This window comes from Endozoicomonas sp. ALD040 (genome assembly GCF_049275945.1).
In the GTDB taxonomy this organism is placed as follows: Bacteria; Pseudomonadota; Gammaproteobacteria; order Pseudomonadales; family Endozoicomonadaceae; genus Endozoicomonas_A.
This window is the reverse complement of record NZ_CP184829.1, coordinates 4600630-4623821: the sequence shown is the minus strand read 5'-3', so window position 1 is coordinate 4623821 and position 23192 is coordinate 4600630. Positions and strand designations below refer to the sequence as shown.

16 protein-coding genes are annotated in these 23192 nt (G+C 47.2%); 4 read left to right on the top strand and 12 right to left on the bottom strand.

The features are described 5' to 3' along the window. Positions 1-61 precede the first annotated feature (61 nt). The 7 genes from ACOJUN_RS17410 to ACOJUN_RS17380 all read right to left on the bottom strand — a co-directional run bounded on the left by ACOJUN_RS17410 (position 62) and on the right by ACOJUN_RS17380 (position 10777). Positions 62-1372, bottom strand: a complete 1311-nt coding sequence (locus ACOJUN_RS17410; RefSeq protein WP_422133182.1) for a hypothetical protein — start codon at positions 1370-1372, stop codon at positions 62-64. Between the two features lie 476 nt (positions 1373-1848). Beyond that, positions 1849-3534 carry a hypothetical protein gene (locus tag ACOJUN_RS17405; protein WP_422133181.1) on the bottom strand — a complete coding sequence of 562 codons (1686 nt, stop codon included), beginning with the start codon at positions 3532-3534 and terminating at the stop codon, positions 1849-1851. Between the two features lie 356 nt (positions 3535-3890). After that, the gene (locus ACOJUN_RS17400) at positions 3891-5444 is read right to left on the bottom strand and encodes a hypothetical protein (protein ID WP_422133180.1); all 1554 of its coding nucleotides are present in this window, start codon (positions 5442-5444) and stop codon (positions 3891-3893) included. 393 nt (positions 5445-5837) lie between these two features. Then, positions 5838-7622 carry a hypothetical protein gene (locus tag ACOJUN_RS17395; RefSeq protein WP_422133179.1) on the bottom strand — a complete coding sequence of 595 codons (1785 nt, stop codon included), beginning with the start codon at positions 7620-7622 and terminating at the stop codon, positions 5838-5840. Between the two features lie 596 nt (positions 7623-8218). Further along, a complete protein-coding gene (locus ACOJUN_RS17390) occupies positions 8219-9931 on the bottom strand; it encodes a hypothetical protein (protein WP_422133178.1) in 1713 nt (570 codons plus the stop codon). Positions 9932-10267: 336 nt separating this feature from the next. After that, complete coding sequence (locus ACOJUN_RS17385) at positions 10268-10501, bottom strand: hypothetical protein (protein WP_422133177.1); 234 nt, start codon at positions 10499-10501, stop codon at positions 10268-10270. A 12-nt stretch (positions 10502-10513) separates the two neighbouring features. Further along, positions 10514-10777 (bottom strand): hypothetical protein, encoded by a 264-nt coding sequence (locus ACOJUN_RS17380; RefSeq protein WP_422133176.1) that lies wholly within the window; start codon positions 10775-10777, stop codon positions 10514-10516. 477 nt (positions 10778-11254) lie between these two features. Here ACOJUN_RS17380 and ACOJUN_RS17375 point away from each other — a divergent pair, with 477 nt between their 5' ends. Then, positions 11255-12721: a hypothetical protein gene (locus ACOJUN_RS17375; RefSeq protein WP_422133175.1), complete on the top strand. Its 1467-nt coding sequence runs from the start codon at positions 11255-11257 to the stop codon at positions 12719-12721. Between the two features lie 438 nt (positions 12722-13159). Continuing rightward, positions 13160-13768 carry a flavin reductase family protein gene (locus ACOJUN_RS17370; RefSeq protein WP_422133174.1) on the top strand — a complete coding sequence of 203 codons (609 nt, stop codon included), beginning with the start codon at positions 13160-13162 and terminating at the stop codon, positions 13766-13768. 120 nt (positions 13769-13888) lie between these two features. On the opposite strand, the gene ACOJUN_RS17365 is transcribed toward ACOJUN_RS17370, so the two are convergent. From ACOJUN_RS17365 to smc, 5 genes are all read right to left on the bottom strand, one after another. Further along, on the bottom strand, positions 13889-14473 hold the full coding sequence (locus ACOJUN_RS17365) for a hypothetical protein (RefSeq protein WP_422133173.1): 585 nt from the start codon (positions 14471-14473) through the stop codon (positions 13889-13891). Between the two features lie 3 nt (positions 14474-14476). Next, positions 14477-16519, bottom strand: a complete 2043-nt coding sequence (ligA, locus tag ACOJUN_RS17360; protein WP_422133172.1) for an NAD-dependent DNA ligase LigA — start codon at positions 16517-16519, stop codon at positions 14477-14479. Positions 16520-16714: 195 nt separating this feature from the next. Next, positions 16715-17797 (bottom strand): cell division protein ZipA, encoded by a 1083-nt coding sequence (gene zipA / locus ACOJUN_RS17355; protein ID WP_422133171.1) that lies wholly within the window; start codon positions 17795-17797, stop codon positions 16715-16717. Between the two features lie 217 nt (positions 17798-18014). Next, complete coding sequence (locus ACOJUN_RS17350) at positions 18015-18197, bottom strand: hypothetical protein (RefSeq protein WP_422133170.1); 183 nt, start codon at positions 18195-18197, stop codon at positions 18015-18017. Positions 18198-18289: 92 nt separating this feature from the next. Then, positions 18290-21799 (bottom strand): chromosome segregation protein SMC, encoded by a 3510-nt coding sequence (gene smc / locus ACOJUN_RS17345; protein WP_422133169.1) that lies wholly within the window; start codon positions 21797-21799, stop codon positions 18290-18292. A gap of 116 nt (positions 21800-21915) precedes the next feature. Between smc and ACOJUN_RS17340 the strand changes: the two genes are divergently transcribed. Both ACOJUN_RS17340 and ACOJUN_RS17335 read left to right on the top strand, forming a co-directional pair. Beyond that, the gene (locus ACOJUN_RS17340) at positions 21916-22083 is read left to right on the top strand and encodes a hypothetical protein (RefSeq protein ID WP_422133168.1); all 168 of its coding nucleotides are present in this window, start codon (positions 21916-21918) and stop codon (positions 22081-22083) included. A gap of 68 nt (positions 22084-22151) precedes the next feature. After that, positions 22152-23135, top strand: a complete 984-nt coding sequence (locus tag ACOJUN_RS17335; RefSeq protein WP_422133167.1) for a transposase — start codon at positions 22152-22154, stop codon at positions 23133-23135. Positions 23136-23192: the final 57 nt, after the last annotated feature.

The window sequence follows — 23192 nt, the reverse complement described above, 5'->3', positions numbered from 1 at the left end:
CTCAGGCTTTTTTTCAACACATCAATTACCCCGTCAGGGTGGCGGGGCATGAAACCACAAACTAAAGTTGATTCTGATCCTTTAATAGCCAGAACAATAAGGAGAGCTTTGTCTCTCCTACCACTCCAGTTCTGCAGTATGTCAATTGCAATGCAGGAAGACCAAAGCCCATTATAGATGCTAACGCCCTGCTGGTGTGTCTGATCCAGGCCTGCTTGATATGGTATGAAAGAAAGAACCAGGTATGAGTGATGGCCTGATCCAGAAGAATCAGGACTGCAATTGCGGCTCTCTGATAGGTTAATGCTTGCATCTCATTATTGATAACCTGAGCACCTGTATCCGGATCGGAACCGGCTATAAATGAAATGTTGACTACCAGATTTGTATAAGGCGAGGCTGTTAATAAATTGGGTGAAATGGATGACGCGGATGAAGCAGGCTCTAGCGTAGTACAATTACAAGCAACATCAAAGCCTGTCTCAGACCATTCGCTCACTGGAGCAAAGCCTGTATGATAACCGTTTCCCAATTCAGCCACGCAGCTATGCTTATCGTTATGATCCGTTGCTATCAGACCCCATGCCTGTTCTCTGTCTTTTAATCCAAACGCTCCCTGAATTATTTTGATACCTGAACAGTAACTTCTACCGTCAGTAGGTACGAATATAACGGTTTTAGTGTTTTTCATGGTCAACTGCACTTTCCCTGTTTTCTCAAAACACTCAACATTCAGTACAGCGTTTTGAAAATCTTTCCGTCCTTTTACGCCTCTCAGAAGATCAAATTCAGAATTCATAAATCGATAGACGAAGTTTACTTCTGATGCTCTCCCACCAGCAAAGCTTCTACACCCGAGTTTCACCGGTTTAATCCGCATCTGATTATCTGCCGGATCCAGCACCACTTTGACGTTGTTCGCAACAAAGATACCTGCACCCATCAGATTCAGAACGCCTGCCAGTAGATGATTCTGTTTGGTTGGAGTTAATTCGGAAGACCCAGCCAGAGCCACTGTTGATGAATTATTCAAGACTTGGGGATTCCTGGAATCAATTTCAATATTAGCCAGATAATAGACAGAATCACTGTGAGTCGCCGATATCACGAAGTGATCCTGTAAGACTCCCTGAGTAACAAACACAGGCAGAATATCCGCTCTATTTCCCACAAAAGCCGAGTTATCCGGCAAGTGAAAAGTTGATCCCCCTTCGTGGCTGATTCTGGCATCCTCTGTCAATGGCAATTCATAGACGACTGGCTGTTTCTTTTCATGTAATTGCTCTGCATCAAAGATAAAGAGGGTTGGATGGAGCGTTTCAAAAACCTCATGACTCAATCTTTCTGATGTAGCAGATATTTTTCGTATCATGACCGTTTCAGGAATTAGAGAAAGACGATTGTTCTTTTCCCTGATAAGTGCCTTGAAAGCGGCTAAATGATGACTGCACACGTTTCTGTCGACACGACTGGTCAACTCAGAACAACTCGAAACCTCTGTATATGTGGAGCTGACCGTTGAACTAACGGCAGGAAAAGCACAACTGGGGAAGGCATAAATTGATAACAGTAAAGCAACTACTATATCTAACCTGAAAATTATCATAACAGTAATCTGTCGATTTTTTAAAAGTCAAGATAGAAGCGTCCTTAACGTAACAATCCTTCCTAGGGCCGTTATTCATCCTAGACCAGATATTTAATAAATAAAGGCAAAGTCTTCTCTAGCAAAAAGAATATCCATTGTCGTATTTTTTTAACCGAATGAGGAATTACAGCAACGCAGGAGCAGTTGCCACGAACGCCTGAAAAACAGGTCAGAAAATGTGATTTCGTACGATGGGGTACTTAGAGTGAATCAAAATCATCATGTAACAGAGAGTGCCTTATCGGCGATACACTGTACCCTCTCAATCCACTGACACATTTCGGAACCAACTGGAGTGCTGGGAGACCCAAACCCAATGTAGCCGCCAACACCTGACTGGTGTGCCTTATCCAGGCTTGCCTGATACGGTCTGAAAGCCGGAACCAGATTTGAGCAATGAACTGGCTCCCGCCGAACAGGCAACATATACCTATGATCTCTAATCCGGTTAATTTTGATCTGCTGATTTTATTCCCGACCAGAGCATCTTCATCAGCCGTTGTGTAAGGTATCTGAGTTGCAAAGGGAGAAGCAGTGCATGCAACATTAAAACCTGCCTTAGACCATACACCCACTGGAGCAAAACCCGCTCGATAACTCTTCTCATATTGAGCCCAACAGCTCTCTTTTTCGGCATGTTCAACCGGTATCCAACCCCATGCCTGATCACTGTCTTTTAATCCGAACGCTCCCTGAACCATTTTGATATCAGAACAGTCACTGCCAAAGACGCCGCCCATATAGTGATCGGGATCCGATGGATTAGCAGGGTCAATGGATAGATCGTTACGAAACTGATCAACGACACTGTTACAGGTAGAATTAAAAAAGCTCAGAATATTTTCCTTAGGCAACAAGCTAATGGAGAACAACACACTACTGCCCTGGGGCATCCCGCGTCCTGCAGCATCAGTTTCAGTGGATACAGACAAGACCGTTGTAGTGTTTTTCATAGTCAACCGCAGTTGCCCTGTTTCCTTATAACATTCAAGATTCAATGCAGCGTTATGAACATTATTTAACCCTGGCTGAAGTTCAATGTCAGAGTCTGTAAATTGATAAATGAAATACTCTTCTGCTCCTCTCCCATCAGCATAATCAGTACACCCCAGGTCTACTGTATTAACCCTCATCCCATTATCCGCATGATCAAGTACCACCTTGATATTGTCTGCAACAAAAATACCTGCCCCCCTCAAATCCAGAATACCCGGAGGCGCATGATACTGCGTGGTCGGGGTTGAACCGGGGGATACTGTGGCAGCTGTTGCTAATGAACCACCCTGCTCTTGAGGATTTCTGGAATTGATTTTGATATTCGCCAGATAATAGACGGAATCATTATAGGTTGCCGACATCACGTGATGATTCTGCATGCCTCCCGCAATCACAAATTCAGGCAGAATATCCTCTCTGTTCCCCACAAAAGCCGAATTAACAGGCAATTGAAAACTCCTGGTCATCCTGGGATTGCCACTGTCAGGCTCTGTGAGTGGTAATTCATAGACGGCGTGTTCACCCTTTCCTGATGATCGCTCTGCATCAAAGATGAACAAGGTTGGATGGGTGACCCTAAAAACCTCATGACTCAATCTTTCTGTTGTAGCGGATATTTTTCTTATCCAGACCGTCTCAGAAATTGGAGCTGCGGTTGAGGAAGGTGTTGCCGAAGATACCTGATTATTCTTTTTCCTGATAAGAGCCTTGAGAGCGGGTAAATGTTGACTGCACACCTTTCTGTCGAAACTACTGGTTAATTTTGAACAACTTAAAAACTTTGTATATTCGGAACCGACCGTTGGCCCAACAGTAGTGATAGCATGACAAGAGAAGCCATAAATTGCTGACAATAGCGCAACAGCTAACCCGATTCCGGAAATATTCATAACCGCACTCTGTCTGATTTTTAAACGTTAAAACAGAAGTATCCTTTCCTTAACCATACTTTTTAAGGGCGTTATTTATCCTAGACCGGATATTTCATAAATACAGGAAAAGTCCTGTCCCATAGTAAATAACCCGGACCACCGAATTGTGGAGGGTTCAGAAAAACCTTCCGGAGGCGGATCATATGGGCTCCTAGCAGCCTGTCGGACTTAAGCGTCCGTAGCGAGGATTGCAAGAAATTGAGGATAAAAATCTCTGTTTCTGAGGAGAATAGCGAGCTATTTGACGAAGAAACAGGGATTTTTAGACCAATTTATTGCAACCGCAGTAGGACAGTCTTAAGTCCGACAGGCTGCTATCGTGGTTCAAATATATCTTGATATCCCAATGGCTCCTTATCCCCCAATACGGCGTGCCCTGACCTTCCTCTCAATCCACTGATACATCCCGGTAGCCACTGAAATGCCGGAAAACCCAAACCAAACGTAATAGCTAATGCCTGACTGGTATGCCTTATCCAGGCTTGCCTGATCCGTTTTGAAAGATGGAACCAGGACTGAGTAACGATCTGGTCGGCAAGAAACACGCCAGCTCCAACGCATACTTTCTCCCCCGTGGTTAATTTTTCTAATGCCTTTAATCCTGCGGCATCAGTCCTATTCATAACCAGAGCGCCTGTATCAACAACATCAGAAGTCAGTGCGGGTGAAACCTGAGTCGTATAGGAAGAAGTTGTGAATGAACTGACTGAAGTGTTTGAAATGGATGAAGTAGATGTTGGCATACTGCAATGACAGGCAACATTAGAACCTGCCGAAGACCACTCGCTCACTGAAGCAAATCCAGCCTTATAAGCTTTCTTATTCGCAGCCCAGCAGCTGCGCTTACCGACCAGCTCAGGCGCCGACACCCAACCCCATGCCTGCTCTCTGTCTTTTAATCCAAACGCACCATTTATCATTTTAATGCCAGAACAGTGATTACTACTAAAGACGTGACCCATGTAGTGATCAGGATCCGATGGATTATCCGGGTCAATGGATAAATCATTGCCAAGCTGATCAATGACGCTATTACAGGTAGAATCGACGAAGCTCAGAACGTTTTCTCTGTCCCATAAGGATATATAGAACAACACACTACTGCTTTTTGGTGAAACGGTTGCTGTCCTGCCAGTGGGTACAGATAAGACTGTTTCAGTGTTTTTCAAGGTCAACTTCACTTGCCCTTTTTTCTGAAGACATCTAACACTCAATGCAGCGTTTTGACCACGTCTTGATCCTTGGTCAGCTTTTGACAGATCAAACTCAGAGTGTATAAATTGATAAATGAAATTTTCTTCGGTTCCAACCCCGTCAGCATAATTGGTACAGCCCAGGTCTACCGGCCCGATTCTCATATCACTATCCGCTGGATCTATTACCACTTTAATGTTGTCAGCAAAAAAAATACCCGCACCCCTGAGATCCATAATACCTAGCGGAGTATGATTCTGTGTGGTCGCGGTTGTAAACGGCTGCCCTTTTGCTGAGCCCCTCCCCGTATCTAAAGGATTTCTGGAATCAATTTCGATATTCGCCAGATAGTAGACAGAATTGTTATGGGTTGCCGACATCATGAAATGATGATATTTGCCTCTCCCAATCACAAATTCCGGCAGAATATCTGCATTGTTTCCCACGAAAGCCGAGTTATCCGGTAATTGAAAACTATCGATTGTTCTGAAACCGCGACTGATGGGCTCAAGTGGCAACTCATAAACGGCTGGTTGCCCCTCTCCTGACGATTGCTCTGCATCAAAGATAAACAGGGTTGGAACGTTGTTCGTTTTAAAAACCTCTTGACCCAATGGTTCTGCTGTAGCGGATATTTTTCTTATCTCGACCGTTTCAGCAATGGGCGCAGACACTGAGGGGGTACCTGGAGAAGTGCCCGGCGTAAATGTTGTCGGAGGTACCTGATTGTTCTTTTGCCTGATGAGATCCTTAAAAGCATCTAAATGGTGTATGCAAAAGCTCCTATCGGTATCACTGGCTAATTTAGAACAACTTGAAAATTTTGTACATATGGAACTTTCCGTTGAGCAAGCTGTGGGAGAAGCATGACAGGAGAAGGTATGGATTGCTAACAATAGAACAGCCCCTTGCCCGGATCTGGAAATATTCATAACTGCACTCTGTCTAATTTTTAATAGCTGAAACAGAAGCATCCATACTGTTACAATCCTTATTAAGAACGTTATATATCCTAGACCGGATATTTTATAAATAAAGGTATCGCCCTCTGGTATTTTTTCGACAAACTACATCTGTTGAGCGGGATCTTTCAATAGGCCGATCTCTATATCTGTTTTTTTCAATCCACTTTTACATTTCGGTAGCAACTGGATGGCCGGAATACCCAAACCTAAAGTAGCAGCTAGTACCTGACTGGTATGCCTTATCCAGGCCTGCTTGATACGGCTTGAAAGATAGAACCAGCAATGAGTAATGGCCTGATCCAAAGTAACTGCGGCAATACCAATGCCTGCTTTCTCCAATTCGGTCAATCCTCTAGTGCCGTTACTGTCAATAGCCAGAGCACCTTTACCCGGAATCTGTGTGGGTGAAGTGTATGCTACCTGCGTTGTGTAAGGATAGGTTGGGAATGAACTGAATGAAATTGATGTTGGCATGGTGCAATTGCAGGCAACATCAAAGCCTGCCTTCGACCATGCACTCACAGGAGCAAATCCCAATTGATAACGCTTATCCAATGCAGTCGAACAGCTGTGCATATCGGTGTGATCAACAACTATCAAGCCCCATGCTTCCTCTCTGTCTTTTATTCCAAAAGCTCCTTGCATTATTTTGATATCAGAACAGTAATTGACGCCCCGGACACCACCCATGTAATGATCTGGATGAAATTTGTTTGTTAAGTCGACCGATAAATCATTGCCATGCTGATCAACGACGCTGTTACAGGTAGATTTATCCAGGCGTAGTACATCTTCTCTAGGCGCTAAATTCATAGAGAACACGACACCATTGCTATGTGTCGGACGGGGTAACAAAGTTTTAGTGGGTACAAATATGACTGTTGTAGTGTCTTTCATGGTCAACTCCACATACCCTGTTTTCTCATCGCAATCGACACTCAATGCAGCATTTTGAAAATGTGTTACATCTTTCAGGCTTTTCTGGAGATCAAATTTGGTCTCCGTAAATCGATAGATAAAACGCTCTTCTGTTCCTTTCCTGTCAGCAGAATTTGTACACCCCAGTTTTACCAGATCAATATCATCCTGATTATCCGCCGGATCAAGTACTACCTTGATGTTATCCGCAAAAAAGATACCTGCGCCCTTCAGGTTCAGAACGCCTGCGGGTATGTGAGCCTTTGAAGTGGGAGTTGTAACCGCCGGGTATCCTGTAGGAGCTGTCGTTGATCTAACAGCCTTTTTCCGAGGATTCCTGGAATCAATTTCAATATTCGCCAAATAATAGACAGAATCATTATTGGGTGCCGACATCACGTAATGACTCTGTATACCGCCCTCAATAACAAATTGAGGCCGAACAGTCGCGCCGTTCCCAACAAAAGCCGAGTTATTCGGTAACTGAAAACTGTTGACACTTCCGGAACTGCCACTGACGCCACCTTTCAACGGTAATTCATAGATGGCCGGTTGCCCCTTTCCGGGGACTTGCTCTGCATCAAAGATAAACAAGGTTGGATCACCAGTTCTAAAAATCTCATGACCCAGTCTTTTTGTCGTAGCGGATATTTTTCTAATATTGAACGTTTCATCTATTAAGTAGGTACTTGGAGCAGTGCTCAGGGAGCTATTTGGAGAAATACTTGAGTAAGCAACCGGGAAAGACGTTGTTGGAGATACCTGACTGTTTTTTTCTCTGATGAGTTTCTTAAAAGCAGATAAATGAGCACTGCACACGCCTCTATCAACACCGGTTAACTGAGAACAGCTTGAAAAATCTTTGAACAGGGTACTGTCCGTTGGCCCATCAATGGCGAAAGCATGACAGGGAAAAGCATACGTTGTCGAGAGTAGAGCAACCACCAGGACGGGTCTGGAAATATTCATAACTGTACTCTGTCTGATTTTTTAAAAGCCAAAACTGCAGCATGTTTACTGTGATAATTCTCTTTAAGTTCGTCATAAATCCTAGCAGCCTGTCGGACTTAAGCGTCCGTAGCGAGGATTGCAAGAAATTGAGGATAAAAATCTCTGTTTCTAAGGAGAATAGCGAGCTATTTGACGAAGAAACAGAGATTTTTAGACCAATTTATTGCAACCGCAGTAGGACAGTCTTAAGTCCGACAGGCTGCTAGACCGGATATTTCATAAATAAAGGGTGACACTCCCGCTTTGTCGAGGATGTCGCAAAACTCTGGTTCCCATGCTTTCAGGCCCTGTGGGTCCCAGCGTGGGAACCCATACCTATCTCACGGTGTAGAGTCTGCTTTTCAGTGGAGGTATGCATTCCCACGCAGAAGTCTCCATCAGCAGTAACCGGGTACCCCTCGGTTGCACAAACACGCAAGCAGAAGGCTCTGCACCTGTGCGGCTCGGCCTGCGCGGCTCGGCCTTCACGCCTTATATCACCGCCCTGAAAGGGCGATGGTTTACGGCGATTTACGCTAATCCAGATTACCGACTTACAGGGGGCTAGCAACAAACTATGGCTGCTTTTCTTCTGTCAATAGAGTGTGCACTGCACTCCTACCTCTCAACCGACTGATGCATTTTGGCATCAACTGGATTACCGGCAGCCCCACCCCCAATGTAGCGGCTAACGCCTGACTGGTATGTCTAATCCAGTCTTGCCTGATCTGGTGTGAAAGGTAGAACCAGCCCTGAGTAATGACTTGGTCCACAAAAACAGCGGCAAGTCCTATGCCTGCTATTTGCCCCGGGGTTAATCCTGCCGCACTGGCATCATTCTTTTCCAGAGCATCGGCACCAACAATAGCGTAGGGCACCCGGGTTACAGAAGTAGATGTTGGCATTGTGCAATTAGCTGTAACTTCAACACCTGCTTTAGACCATTCGCTCAATGAAGCATACCTTGGTCGATAAGTTTTTTTCACTGCAGGATTACAGCCATAATTACTGTTGTAATCAGTTAATATCCAACCCCATGCCAGTTCTCTGTCTTTTAATCCAAAGGCTCCCTGAATCATATTAATCTCTGTACAGAAACTGGTATAGATGTCACCCATATACAGATCGGGATACGATGGATCAGCTGGGCTAATGGATAGATCATTGTCAAACTGATCAACGACACTGTTACAGGAAGAACCGACAAAGCGCATAATGTTGTCTCTTGGCCATAAGTAAATAGAGAACAACTTACCACTGCCTGGTGCATAAGAGGATATTGGATCTCCAGGGGGTACAAATATAACGGTTGTAGTGTTTCTCATGGTCAACCGCACTTGCCCTGTTTGTTGATAACAGGAAACACTTATTGCAGCGTGTAAACCATATTTTGTTTTTTTTAAGCCTTGCAGTAGATCAAATTCAGAGTCCGTAAATCGATAGACGAAAGTCTCTTCTGTTCCTCTCCCGTCAGCAAAATTTGTACATCCCAGCTTTACTGGTTGGAGAGTCTTACGATAATCTGCCGGATCCAGTACCACCTTGATGTTGTCTGCAACAAAAATACCCGCACCTTTCAGTTCAAGAACGCCAAAAGGTTTATGAATCTCTTTACCGTTGGAATCTAAGGCAGCCGTCACTGAAGAACTGCCCCTGTCCAGAGGATTTCTGGAATCAATTTCGATATTCGCCAGATAGTAGACAGCATCATTATTGGGTGCCGACATCACATAATGATTCTGTATACCTCCCTCGATTACGAACTCTGGTCGAATATCTTTACTGTTCCCCACAAAAGCGGAGTTATCAGGCAACTGAAAACTCTTTACTCCCCTGATATCGTCGCCACTATCGGGCACAGTCAATGGCAATTCATAAACGGCGGGGTGTTCCTGTCCGGGTGATTGCGCATCAAAGATAAACAATGTTGGAGAGCTGGTTTCGAAAACCTCTTTATCCAGCCTTGTTGTAGCCGATATTTTTTTTATATTGACCGTTTCGGGAATTGGAGAAGCACCAGGTGAAGCCGTTGAGTATGATGTTGTTGGAGATATCTGATCTTTTTTTTCCCTGATCAGAGCCTCAAAAGCCGACAAATGATAGTCACACACCTTCTTATCCACATCGCTGGCTAAATCAGAGCAACTTGAAACTTTCGTTTCTGTGGGACTGCCTGTTGGCGCATCTGTGGAACTGCCTGCTGGCGCATCTGTGGCGTAGACATGACAGGGTAAGGCATAAATTATTGACAATAAAGTGATGACCAAACTGTATCTGGAAATATTCATAACTGTACTCTGTCTGATATTTTAAAGTCACAACAGATGAATCCTTACCACGATAATCCCATTTAATGTCTTCATAAATAAAGGCAATGTCTTCAACAGTAGGAAATGAGCCTCATGCTTTTGGAATGTTTATATCAGGAAGCCGGTGACACTGCTTTAAAAATTCATATTACCGACTTGCAAAGAGCTTTGTGCCAAACCACGATCGAGCTTAATGTGTCAACAGAGTATAGAATCTCTTTCCACTCAATCCACTGCCACATTTTGGGTAGCGGCTGGACTGCTGACTGCTGGGTACTTGGCTTCTGACCTGAGGTTAATCCTGCTGTGCCAATATTATTCATAGCCATAGCGTCTGACATCAGAAATATCGCAGGATACCGGAGTTTTATCCTGAATGGCTTTGGAAGTAGGCAAATCAGAATGACAGGCAACATCAGAGCCTGCCGAAGACCATGTACTCACTGAAGCAAATCCCAGTTGATAACGCTTAGCAAACACATTCGAACATCTATGGGAAGCGGCTGGATCAACATCTATCAAACCCCATGCCTCGTCTCTGCCTTTCAATCCAAATGCTCCTCAGATTACTTTATCATCACAACAGTACCCGGCATACCAGATACCTCCCACGTAGGGAGCAGGATGCGACGGATTGGCTGAGTCGATCGATAGATCATTGCCGAACTGATCAACAATGCTATTACAGGTACAACCGACCAGGTGCAGAACGTTTTCTCTGGGCAGTAAGGTCAGATCGAACAATACACCACTGCTCTTTGGTGATTCAGGCGCTGGAATGTGAGTCTCAGTGGGTAAGGATACGACAGTTTTAGTGTTTTTCATGGTCAACTGCACCTGCCCTTCGGAGTAACAATGAACACTCAATGCGCCATTTCGACCATGTGCTGGCCCTGTATACCTTGCAGGAGATCAAATTCAGAGTGCGTAAACCGATAGACGAAAAGCTCGTTTGCTCCTCTCCCATCTTCATTATCGGAGCATCCCAAAGAATGCAGGCAAGGCTCTGCTCTCACATACGAGGAAGCTGCTCGACTTCCGGGCAGAATAATGCCAAACGTGAACACCCTGCACAAGATGGTTGTTCAGGACGAACAAGATTAGGTTTTTGTACTATGGGTGGGGCTTAATATTTACCCTGAGATCTGTGATTAAAATCAATGTGTAAACATTGCCAATGGAGAGGGTTTTTTTATTAAATTCTGAAAAGTTTTTACAGCACTGAATGGAACATTTTTTTTGATGGATAAGTATAAATACAGAGTCTAGACTTCTTGTCGATTGCTTCAAGGGGTCCTGAGCATGATCACGCTGAAACACTATTTATTAGCCCGATTAGTCGTCCCTTTACTCCTGTTGATGGCTTTGTTTGCAGAAGCCCGGACGACTCAATCTCCAAACGTCAACTCTTCTCCAGCCACAACCTCTTCTTCTACAGCACCCTATTCTCCTCTGCCGACAGTATTGTGTGACTCTCTTACGGGACTAACGACGGGGGTTATTCAGCGGCTGAACCAGTACAGCAAACTTTTTAGTGGACGACAGTGTATTGTTCTCACTGCTGATCCGACGGGGGAGACAGAGGATCTGAGTGAGACGATCAAACGGATTCCTGAAGACACTGTTATACTGCTCTCTTCCGAGACTCTGTCTACTGCGCCATCTACTTCTACATCCTCTCTCCCTCCGGTGGATAAAACCCAGGTTGAGTATCTTATTGATAAAGCAATAGTTTTGAAGAACGGTCAGGACATCATTGGTGCAGCAGACGATGGTTTTGAAATAGTTATCAGAGTTGATGCAGGTTTTAGAGATCTATCTATGGTCTTTATTGATGACATGCACGATTTCGATAAAACCAGAGACAGTCACATAAGGCATGTTACTTTCCAGCCCGTTGGACCTGATAACAATGTGGGGGCTTTTTCTATTATTTATGCTGGTTGTTATAACCGGAAACTGATTGTAGAAAATAACCTGTTCCATGTGTCTGTCAGACGGGCCGGACTTTACTTCTCTTGCGCAGGACCCCTTGATGCATCGGTGAACCAGAGTTCGGGCCTGCGGTTTGCCACTAACATCATGATAGGTAAATCCATACTCTACGACGGGAGGGATATTGTTCCCAAAGGGATAGATATTTATTATGCCGGTACGCAGCAGTTACAGAAGATCGCTGTTATTGGAAATACATTCAAGGGCGAGATGGCACACGCGGGTGACTTTTACCTACCGGCAGGGAGCAGTATGGATATTTTCAGAAACATTGTTGATATCAACAACAATACTCTGGGCAAGAAACCTCTTCCAACAGGATTAGCTCGTTTTAGAGATGGTTTCCTTCTCAGAGGTAGTTATGATACTAAAGTCAACTTGGTACCTCCTCTTTTTAATCTGGCAGGCAATCGGATACGCTCAAAAAATACAGCTATAGGTATCGAAGGACACATTAAACTGGCACTGGCCTGTAACCATCTCAAGGCGGTCAATCCGTGGCGACAATATCCACCTTCATGGTGGTGGCGACCACAACAATACGGCTTGAAAGCCGTTGATCCACTACCATTGGCAGGAGAGTGTAAAGGCACTGCGGATTCAACCGGTGCCATAGTAACGCCCACTTCAGCGAAAGTCTGCCAGGTTTTCAATACCTGGAGGTCTATCAATGGTTCCATGATCAATCCTTTGAGTGGACTGGACAGCCTTGATGGTCAGCTATTCAGTCTTGATGGTCAGTTATTTTTGATTTATGAGTCTGCCCCTCGGTGACTGTTGTTTCCTACAACACGAGCTCTGAGGCCGACGAGGCCCGCACGGTGTCCACTTAAACACCTTCAACCATTTTCCCCTGGCAGACGGTCGTTAAACTTCTGGAAAACGGTATTCCGCTTTCCAAACTCACAGGAGGTCACGCCATGGAATACCTATACGAATGAGATAAAGCATACGATCAGGCTTGTTATTTATACGGGCTTGTTTGAGAATTGGCTGAAGCTTCAACCAGTGCTTGTCACAGAGCATGAGGCGGGGCATAAAAGATTCGTATCAGGGCTTGTGGGAACTGCAATGATACGGGTCTGTGAACCTTTCTCAAGCCTGCGAACAAAACCTCAAAAGCCCCCGGGGCCACCAAAGCCCGAATTCGATTGAAAAGTATAAGAAACAGCTTGCAAAAACAGAGAGCTGATTTTTCCAGGGAAGCGTGTTATGCACCTTAACGTAGAAGAAATGTCTGATACACAAGCCTATCACTTATTGACCCAAACTGTGATTCCCCGGCCTGTGGCCTGGGTGCTCACTGCCAATGAAGAGGGCGATTTTAATCTGGCACCGTTTTCATTTTTTACCGCAATCAGCAGTAACCCACCGCTGATTATGTTTTCTGTCGGAAGTAAGCCCTCTGGCGAAATAAAAGACACACGTCGCAATATTTTGCGTAGCAGATCGTTTGTTGTTCATATTGCACCTTCCTCATTAGCAGAAGAAATGACTGAGACAGCTCGAACGCTGGACTATGGCCAATCTGAATTAGAGCGTATTCATCTGACAACCAACAATGATTGGCAACAATCACTGCCTCGCTTATCTGAATGTGATATCGCTTTGTACTGCCAACTCTATGAGTATCAGGAAATCGGCAAGAACAAACAGGGACTTGTATTCGGCGAAATCAAACAAGCGTATCTGTCGGAGAAAGTCGCATCTAAAGGCGAACGGCTGGTCATTGATGCAACTCAGGTAGATCCCATTTCTCGACTGGGTGGTAATGATTACGCTGCGCTGGGTAAGATCATTACCATTCAGCGACCCGTTTAACTGGCGCTATTTTTCGGGATGAAAGTCATTCAGAGGCCTTTGATGATCTCTTGAAGAAAGCGAAAATGACGATAACGTCCCGAACTGCGATCAGTCGCTGAATCCTTGGAGGCTTCTTGCTCAAAGACGGCAACGTCGAAGCTGGGCACCGTAGTTTGAGGCTCGGCTGTGCACTTTTTTAGAGGTATTCAACAGCCAGGTTTTTTTCTTGTGACTACCCCGTTTGTAGCCGCCCCAACCCTCATGGTAATTCAGGTACAGCAGATCGGTATGCCACAGAGAGACACCATTGATAGTACGCGTTTTATGGGTATACCAGCCAATAAAATCAATGGCATCCTCAAAGTCATCCCGCGCCTTGAACCAGCCACCATTCTCTTTCAGATACATCTCCCAGGTGCCGTCCAGGGCCTGGGCATAGCCGTAGGCCGATGAACTTCTGGGCAGTGGTATGAACAGGAAACGGGGTCTGGGGGGCCTTACATCATGACGATAAGCGGACTCCTGATACATAATAGCCATCATGACCTGGATGGGAGTCCCCCATTTTTCATTGGCTTTTTTAGCATGGCGATACCAGCTACGCTTTTCTTTAAAAATACTACAGAGGTTATGAGGGTTGGCAGGTGGTGTTGTACTGGTGGCACAGCCGGTCAGCAAAAGAAATCCGGCTATGGTTACGATCAGTGCCAACCTTCGTTTCACTTATCAAACTCCCCATTCCTTCAGCAAATGAGCAAACTCATCTTCTGTGACGACACGAACGCCGAGATTTTGAGCTTTAGTCAGCTTGGATCCTGCCTTTTCTCCGGCCAGTAACGCCGTGGTTTTTGCTGAAACAGAGCCGGTGACTTTGGCTCCCAGCTTCTGTAATACAGCCTTGCCTTCATCACGGGTCATAGTGAGCAGGGAACCTGTCAGCACCCAAACCTCACCTGCCAGTGGTTGAACCACGTCGGCTTCCGGTTCGGCTTCTTCTTCCCAGTGCACCCCAACCTTCAGCAGTTCATCAATCACTTCAAGATTATGTTCCTGCTTAAAAAACTTTTCAATATGAGCGGCAACGACCGGGCCAACGTCATCCACTTCCTGTAACTGCTCAAGGGTCGCTGACCTGATCGCCTCAAGATCACGATAATGAGCCACCAGACTCTGGGCAGTCGCTTCACCTACCTCACGAATGCCGAGGCTGTAGATAAATCTGGCCAGTGTCGTTTTCTGACTAACCTTCAGAGCATTGATCAGGTTAGTGGCTGATTTCTTACCCATGCGCTCCAGGGATGCAACAGGCTCTACTCCGAGCTTGTGGAGATCAGCGACAGTATTCACAAGACCTTTGTCGACAAACTGCTCCACCAGCTTATCACCCAGGCCATCGATATCCATGGCTTTTCTGGAAGCAAAGTGCTTGATAGCTTCCTTACGCTGGGCGGAACAATAAAGACCGCCGGTGCATCGGGCTGCTGCTTCGTCTTCATCTCTTTCAACGTCTGAATGACAAACCGGGCAGTGTTCAGGCAACTCAATATCTCTGGCATCATCCGGTCTTCGGTCGGGAATGACCCGAACCACCTTCGGAATCACATCCCCGGCACGGTGAATCACAACGGTATCACCGATTTTCAGCCCCAGACGTGCTACCTCGGCCATATTATGAAGGGTTGCATTGCTGACGGTGACCCCACCCACAAACACCGGCTCGAGTCTGGCAACCGGGGTAATGGCACCGGTTCTTCCCACCTGGAACTCGACCTCTTTCAGAATGGTCATTTCTTCCTGGGCGGGAAACTTGCGAGCAATGGCCCAGCGGGGAGCACGGGCGACAAACCCCAGTTGTTCCTGCTGGGCCAGACTGTTGACCTTGTAAACGATACCATCAATTTCGTAGGGCAAGGCTTCGCGCTTGTCTTCCATTCTGGAGAAATATTCAGCGCAGGCAGCAGCCCCTTTCACTACGCGCAGTTCAGGGTTTACCCGCAGGCCCCAGGTTCTAAAACACTCAAGAATATCGGCATGTCTGTCTGGTAACTCACCCCCTTCAACAATGCCGGCACCATAACAATAAATCTCCAGGGGTCTTTTCGCCGTTATTTTTGAGTCAAGCTGCCTCAGACTGCCCGCTGCTGCATTACGTGGATTGACAAACACTTTTTCATCCCTGGCTTTAGCTCTCTGATTGAGTCTTTCAAAACCTTCCCTGGGCATAAAGATTTCACCACGGACTTCCAGACGATCAGGCCAACCATCGCCCAGCAACTTCAGAGGAATAGAAACGATGGTGCGCACATTCAGAGTGATATCTTCACCGGTCCTGCCATCCCCCCGGGTAGCACCTCGCACCAGTGAACCCCTCTCGTACAGAAGGCTGACCGCAATGCCGTCCAGCTTGGGTTCGCAGGCATATTCCACCACTGAACCAGTGCCCAGACGCTCCCGTACCCTGCGGTCAAAGTCATCGAGATCATCCTGGTTAAAAGCGTTATCCAGTGACAACATGGGCAGTTCATGACGAATCTGTCCAAACGCCGACAGAGGTGCGGCGCCCACACGCTGGGTGGGTGATTCAGGTGTGACCAGCTCCGGAAAGTCCGCTTCGATGGACTTCAGCTGTTGCATCAGGCGATCATAACTGGCGTCGGCAATGACGGGATCGTCGATTACATAATAACGATAGTTATGATCATCAATCTGTTCTCGCAGCTTCTGAGCTTGTTGTTCGGCTTCCTTGAGAGAGAGCTTAGTCTGGGTCATGATTCTGTTACTTAAGCGGCCTGAAGTGATTGTAAACAGCCTTGAGCTATTAAACTGACAATTCCCGGGAGGTACGAAGCCGTCTCTGGTTCCCTCGCCGACGTCGAAGGAGCCTGATCGCGAGGAAACGAGATGTTGGAGTTTTGCGACCCTCAGTCCGGGAGAGGATTTGGATTGATGAAGGCTAGAAAGAAATCAGTCAACCATCTTCTGGGTTAACTGTTTTCTTTCGAAATCACGAATGCGTTGACGATAGTGCTCCAGCGTCTGTTGAGTCAGTACACTGAAGTGCTCGTCTTTTAGCTCTCCACCCAGATCCAGTGCTAACTGACGAACCGTTTCTTCCATCAGCATAAACGATTTGAGTGGCTCACGGGGCCCCGGCAATCCCATAAAGATACTGACTGCCGGTGTATCAGTCGATTCCAGTTTGCCGATGTCAAAAGTGCCCGGCTCTACCCCGTTTGCCATGCTGAACAGAATCTGCCCGGTTCCATCTTTGTTGGCATAACGATGAAAGATCGACATATCACCATAGCGCATGCCCGAAGCCAGCAGGCTTTGGAGCAACCTTGCTCCGTTAAACTTTTCGCCTCCTTTAGCCAGCAGATTGATGACCAGAACTTCACTGGCAGCAGGACGATCCGCCAGTTTTTCCTGATTGACAGGACGGTGACTTTTTTCCGCTCTTGCAGGTTTGGTCGTTGTAACAGGTGGGACAGCCACCTGGAGTTCTTCAACAAACCCGGGCGTCAAAGTAAAGCTTTCCTGCACAGGTGTGCGCTCTTCAACTCCGGGGGCTGGTTTTTCAATCTCTGGAGTGGGCTCTTCAACTCCAGCTCCGGGCCCTGCAGAAAGCACTTCCGAGACATCATCCACCTGGGTCAGGACGGGTAAGGGTTCCGACGCTTTCTGAACCTCTGGCGCTTCGACAGGCTGCGCCTGCACCGATGTCACTGGCCTGGCAGGCGCTACTATTTCTGATTCAAGACTGGATATTTCCGGCTCGATTCGCTCCCTTACAGGCAAATGGGATGATTCTTCCGAACGTACCCAGCCCTTGACTGTTTGCAGCTTCTGGGGGCTTCCCTCAGACTTTCTGGCTCCACCATTGGGCAATTCACTACCAAATTCGTCTTCGTTACCTTTTACATCTTCAAGACCGAAAGACAGTTCTGACGCTCTTTTTCTAGCCAGACGCATACGGCGGTATCCATCAGCCAGAACGCCAATAATGACGACGATTCCGATTACTACCAACCAATCTCGTAAACTCATGTCCATGCCGCCTGCTTACCCAATGGATTGTTGCTGCCTGAAAATCAACAACCCGAAAACGCAAAAAAATCTGAAAATTGTAAATCAGTAAAATGTGCTACTATATTACAGCAAAAAATCTTGTAATCAGACCGTTGTCTATGACTATTGTCCAAGACTGCTGCTGAAACACGTCCTTGATCGTTACTTTCACATCGCTGTTCGGAAAGTGCCAGAATCAGGACAAACGAATCGCTCTGACCTGAAGCCCTATTCTGGCGAGTATTTGTTGTCCCTTCAAGCGCAGACCACGGATATCATTAACAATCTTCTTCAGGCACCTGGCCAAATGGGCAGGCACCTGAATAGTGATAACTTTTTCCAGCCGCCAGTGCAACTCTGTAAACAGTTCACCATTCACAAGAGGGTTGCACAGCAACAAATTTCCGAATCTTAACAACGAATAACAAACCAATATATTAGAAAACAGCCTGTAAAGACTGTTCCCGAGACTCAGAGTTCTGCCATGGCTGCGGCCTCTTCCACATCCACAGATACGGGCCTGGAGACACCGGGTTCCTGCATCGTTACACCCACGAGTTGATTCGCTGCCTGCATGGCGATCTTGTTGTGAGTGATATAGATGAACTGAACCTTGTCACTCATTTCCGAAACCATTTTGGCGTAACGGCCCACATTGGCATCATCCAATGGCGCATCCACCTCATCAAGCATACAGAAGGGTGAGGGGTTCAACTGGAAGATGGCAAAAACCAGGGCAATCGCCGTCAGCGCTTTTTCACCACCAGACAGCAAATGAATGGTACTGTTCTTCTTACCCGGTGGTTGCGCCATAATCGCCACCCCGGTATCCAGCAAATCTTCACCGGTCAACTGCAGATATGCCCGGCCACCGCCAAAGACTCTGGGGAACAGCTCCTGCAAACCGGAATTGACCTTATCAAAGGTCACTTTAAAACGCTGGCGGGTCTCCCGGTCGATTTTGCGGATAGCATTTTCCAATGTTTCCAGTGCGGACTCCAGATCCTGGTTCTGTGCATCCAGATAGGTTTTGCGTTCCGACTGGGTTTCGTATTCTTCGATCGCTGCCAGGTTGATCGCTCCCAGCCTTTCAATCCGCGCCTGCAGTCTTTCCAGCTCCTGCTCCCAGGTTTTCTCGGTGGCTTCTTCCGGCATGTTGGCCAGAACGGTATCCAGATCAAACTGGTCTTCCCGCAATTGATCCGACAAGGTCGTACGCCGGACCTGCATGCCTTGCCAGTCCATTCTTAATTTCTCAAGTCTTGAACGGGCCGTCTGGGCTTTTTGCTCAGCTGACTGTCGGCTCCTTTCCATTTGTTGCAGTCGTTGTTCAACGTCTTCCAGTTCGCTGCGAGCCTTCTGCATGGCTTCCTCTTCTTCCAGCCTTCTGGCCAGAAGAATCTCCAGCTGTTCCTGCAACTCTCCTTCAGGAGAATGGGACTCTGACAGTGACGCCTGAAGCAACTCCCGGCGCTCCCGCAGCTTTGTGGATTGCTGGCTGAGTCGCTCGATAGCTGCCCGCAGGGATTCCGCCTGACTGTTGATGGTTTGCTGCCTCAAGGCCAGCTGATGCAGACGATCCTTATCCTGACGGGAAGTCTGCCGCAACTGTTCCAGCTTCTCCCGGCCCTTCTCTCTTTTTTCCAGCAAATCCTCTTTCAGACCACTGTCCATTTCCATTCGATCCAGAGCGTCCTGAAGTCGCAAACGAGACTCTCCGATACTTTCCTGTTCAGCCTGACTGAGCTCCTGACATTCAGCAATCTCGTGCTGAAGTCGGGTACGTCTTTCTGAAAACTGCTCGAGCCTGACTTTTCGGGCACCGAGATCCGCTCTGACCTCACCCTGGGTTCGGTTAAGCTCAGTGATCTGGTGTTGAGTCTGCTGTCGGCGGGTTTCCAGCTGCTCGGCCAGAGTTCTGGCATCAGCCAGACGTTCTTCTACCTGCAGGCTAAGCGCTTCCAAAGATCCCATCCGGCTGCCAAGCTCTTCAAGCTCCTGCTGACGGGCCAGAACACCGGAGTGATTGTCTGTTTCACGACAAACTCTAAGCCAGTTTCTGGACAGCCAGATACCCTCTCTCGTGACGATGGATTCGTGAGCCTGCAGGGAAGCTCGAGCAGATAGAGCCGCTTCCAGTGAATCAGTGACATAAATGCCTGCCAATAACCCTTTGGCCTCACTGCCTGACTGTACTTTGCTGGCCAGGCTATCCAGTCCCCCTTTGCCACTCTCAGTGACCTGATGGGCAGAAGCATCCAACAAAACCGCTGTGCCCTGTTCCAGAGAATTCAAAAACCCTGCAACAGGGTCCAGATCATCCACACAGAGTGCCTGCAGGCTTTCTCCAAGAACGGTTTCAACGGCCAGTTCCCAGCCTGACTCCACCTGCAGTTTTTCGGCCAGCCTGGGTGCCGATGCCAGTCCATGCTGCTGCAACCAGACCATGACCCCGGTGTCCTGCCCCATAGCCGCCTGCTGCAGAGCTTCCAGAGAAGCATGACGCCCTCTGATCATACTCAGCTCATTGCGATGGCTGTCACGATCTTCCTGTAACTGATCAAATTGAAGGCGGTTTTCCTCTATGTCTGAGGTAACCTCTTCCAGTTTCAGTTCGTGATTTTCGCGAGTCAGCTCCAACTCGGTCAGCTTTTCGGAGAGCAATTCCATCTCTTCAATGTCTTCACCACCGCCAAGACTGCTGCTCTCTTCACGCAGACGCTGTTCACGCTCCTGCAAACGCTCCAGTACGGTTTCAGCATGTTGAATCCTGGACTGTTCTACTTCAGCCGCCTTCTGAGGCTCATGGGAGCGTTGATTAAACTGATCCCATTCCTGTTGCACACGATGCACTTCCGCTTCCACCTGGGCAAGGGAGTCACCGGACTGGTACTCCTGCTCCTGAAGCATCTCCAGCTCAGGCTCAATCTGCAATTTTTCTGCTTCCAGAATTTCCAGCTGAGACTGATCTTCAGCCATCTGTTCACGGGCTTCCTGCCAGCTTTGTTCAAGCTGTTGCAGGTCGTGGCTCAGTTCTTTGGCGCGCTCTTCTTTGTGGCGAAGCGTCTGCTCAATCCGGGTGATTTCATTGCCCGTGCCATAATACCTGGCCTGGGTTTCATGGAAATGATCACTCAGCTCCATTTGCTGGGCGCGGTCTTTTTCCATCCCGGCGTCGGAAGAGCGCTGTTCACTGACGGCAGCTTCCAGCTGGACTTCCAGCTCGGAAATCACATGTTCCTGATTCCTGACCTTTTCATCGATGCCGTGCCAGCGCAGGGCCTGAAGCTGGGCTTTTTTCAGTCGTTCATCGGCCTTGTATTCTTTGTACTTTTCTGCCGCTTCGGCCTGTCTCTGCAAATGCCCGAGACGACGCCCCAGCTCCTCACGCAGGTCAGTCAGTCTTTCAAGGTTTTCATTGGTTCGGCGAATGCGGTTTTCTGTCTCACGGCGGCGCTCCTTGTACTTGGAGATACCGGCAGCTTCCTCAATAAAGACTCTGAGCTCTTCCGGCTTGGACTCAATCAGCGTGGAAACGATACCCTGACTGATGATGGAGTAACTGCGCGGACCCAGGCCGGTTCCCAGAAAGATATCCATAACATCTTTCCGGCGACACTTGTTGCCATTGAGGAAGTAAAAGTTCTTGGCTTCCGAGGTGAGCATCCTGCGAACTGAAATCTCGCTGTAGGCAGCAAATTCGCCAGTGACCCGACCTTCGTTGTTATCAAAGATCAACTCTACCGTCGCCTTTGCTGAAGGCTTGCGACTATTGGAGCCCTTGAAGATAACGTCGGTCATGGATTCACCACGAAGGTGCTTGGCAGAAGATTCCCCCATAACCCAGCGCACGGCGTCAATAATATTGGACTTGCCGCAGCCGTTGGGACCAACGACACCGCACATATTGGAGGGAAAATGAACCGTTGTGGGATCCACGAAGGATTTGAAACCGGCCAGTTTGATCGATTTAAGACGCATCTTTTCCTTAGTTCGTAGCTATCAGGACCACAGCTGCCTGGTTATCAGTAGGTAACAATTCTCTACGAGTGTACACAGATTATGCCCATCAGGAAAAGTCGTTGTAACCGAAAGCTTTGATCATCAGCCTTCAGGCAAGTTCAGCAAGAAATAAAGAAAAAAAAAAGACACCCAAAAAAAAAAGAAAAAAAGAAGACACCCATGAACAAAGAAAAAAAGACACCCAAACACACCCACAACAAGAAAAAAAGAAAAAGAAAAAAAGAAAAAAAAGACACCCATAAATTTGCTTTACCATACACATAGTCTACTTTTGACCTACAACTGATTTTTTGCCCAGACAGGTGAGTTCATGGCCCAAGCTCGCAATACCCTGATTGATCCCAGCTCAACTCCTTACTACCACTGCATGGCAAGATGTGTTCGTCAGGCTTACCTCTGTGGAGAGAACCATCTGACTGGCAAGAATTACGAGCATCGCCGCCAATGGGTGGTGGATAAACTTCGGGAACTGGTTTCAGTCTTTGCTATCGAAGTCTGCGCTTACGCTGTCATGTCAAATCATTATCACGTGGTTTTGCACATCAATCAGTCATCTGCCAGAGGCTGGTCACGGAATGAAGTGCTTCATCGTTGGACGACCTTGTTTGCAGGTCCACTACTTGTACAAAGGCATTTGGCTGCTGACAAACTGGGCAGCGCTGAGCTGACCCGTGTCGATGAATATGTTGAAGAATACCGGCGTCGTTTAACGGATATCAGCTGGTTTATGCGCTGCCTGAATGAACATCTTGCTCGTGAGGCCAATAAAGAAGACCAGTGTAAAGGACGCTTCTGGGAAGGACGCTTTAAAAGCCAGGCATTGCTGGACGAAGCAGCGTTACTGACCTGCATGACCTACGTTGACTTGAATCCGATTCGGGCTGGAAAGCTAGAAACACCGGAAGAGTCAGAGTACACGTCGATTCAGGAACGGGTGGAGCAGGTTACACATTCTGAGACTAAAAATCAGCCGCTGACCCTGAAACCTTTTTGTTTGCAGGGTCAGAATACGGACGTTGCCCTTCCCTACCTTCTTCACGACTATCTGGAACTGGTTGACTGGAGTGGCCGCATTGTCAGGACAGATAAGAAAGGTTCCATCCCGTCGTGTACCCCTCCTATTCTTCAAAGGTTGGACATTGATCCGGATGAGTGGCTGAAAACCATGCGATGGAATAATCGTTTTTATCGGGCAGTTGGCCGTCTGGAGGCGATGAAGGCTTACGCACTTGAAGCCGGACAGAAGTGGCTTCAAGGCTTAAACGTCTATAGCCGTTTGTACCTGACAGGTTAGCGTAGAAGTCAGTTAAGAAATTAAACACTTTCTCTTTATCCCTCCTCGACTTTAAGT

What these genes read in the sequence shown, in the direction of transcription:
- ACOJUN_RS17370 (WP_422133174.1), top strand. Translation starts at nt 13,160, where the DNA reads ATGCACCTTAACGTAGAAGAAATGTCTGATACACAAGCCTATCACTTA.
- smc (WP_422133169.1), bottom strand. Translation starts at nt 21,799, where the DNA reads ATGCGTCTTAAATCGATCAAACTGGCCGGTTTCAAATCCTTCGTGGAT.
- zipA (WP_422133171.1), bottom strand. Translation starts at nt 17,797, where the DNA reads ATGAGTTTACGAGATTGGTTGGTAGTAATCGGAATCGTCGTCATTATT.
- ACOJUN_RS17375 (WP_422133175.1), top strand. Translation starts at nt 11,255, where the DNA reads ATGATCACGCTGAAACACTATTTATTAGCCCGATTAGTCGTCCCTTTA.
- ligA (WP_422133172.1), bottom strand. Translation starts at nt 16,519, where the DNA reads ATGACCCAGACTAAGCTCTCTCTCAAGGAAGCCGAACAACAAGCTCAG.
- ACOJUN_RS17405 (WP_422133181.1), bottom strand. Translation starts at nt 3,534, where the DNA reads ATGAATATTTCCGGAATCGGGTTAGCTGTTGCGCTATTGTCAGCAATT.
- ACOJUN_RS17410 (WP_422133182.1), bottom strand. Translation starts at nt 1,372, where the DNA reads ATGATACGAAAAATATCTGCTACATCAGAAAGATTGAGTCATGAGGTT.
- ACOJUN_RS17335 (WP_422133167.1), top strand. Translation starts at nt 22,152, where the DNA reads ATGGCCCAAGCTCGCAATACCCTGATTGATCCCAGCTCAACTCCTTAC.
- ACOJUN_RS17380 (WP_422133176.1), bottom strand. Translation starts at nt 10,777, where the DNA reads ATGAAAAACACTAAAACTGTCGTATCCTTACCCACTGAGACTCACATT.
- ACOJUN_RS17390 (WP_422133178.1), bottom strand. Translation starts at nt 9,931, where the DNA reads ATGAATATTTCCAGATACAGTTTGGTCATCACTTTATTGTCAATAATT.
- ACOJUN_RS17395 (WP_422133179.1), bottom strand. Translation starts at nt 7,622, where the DNA reads ATGAATATTTCCAGACCCGTCCTGGTGGTTGCTCTACTCTCGACAACG.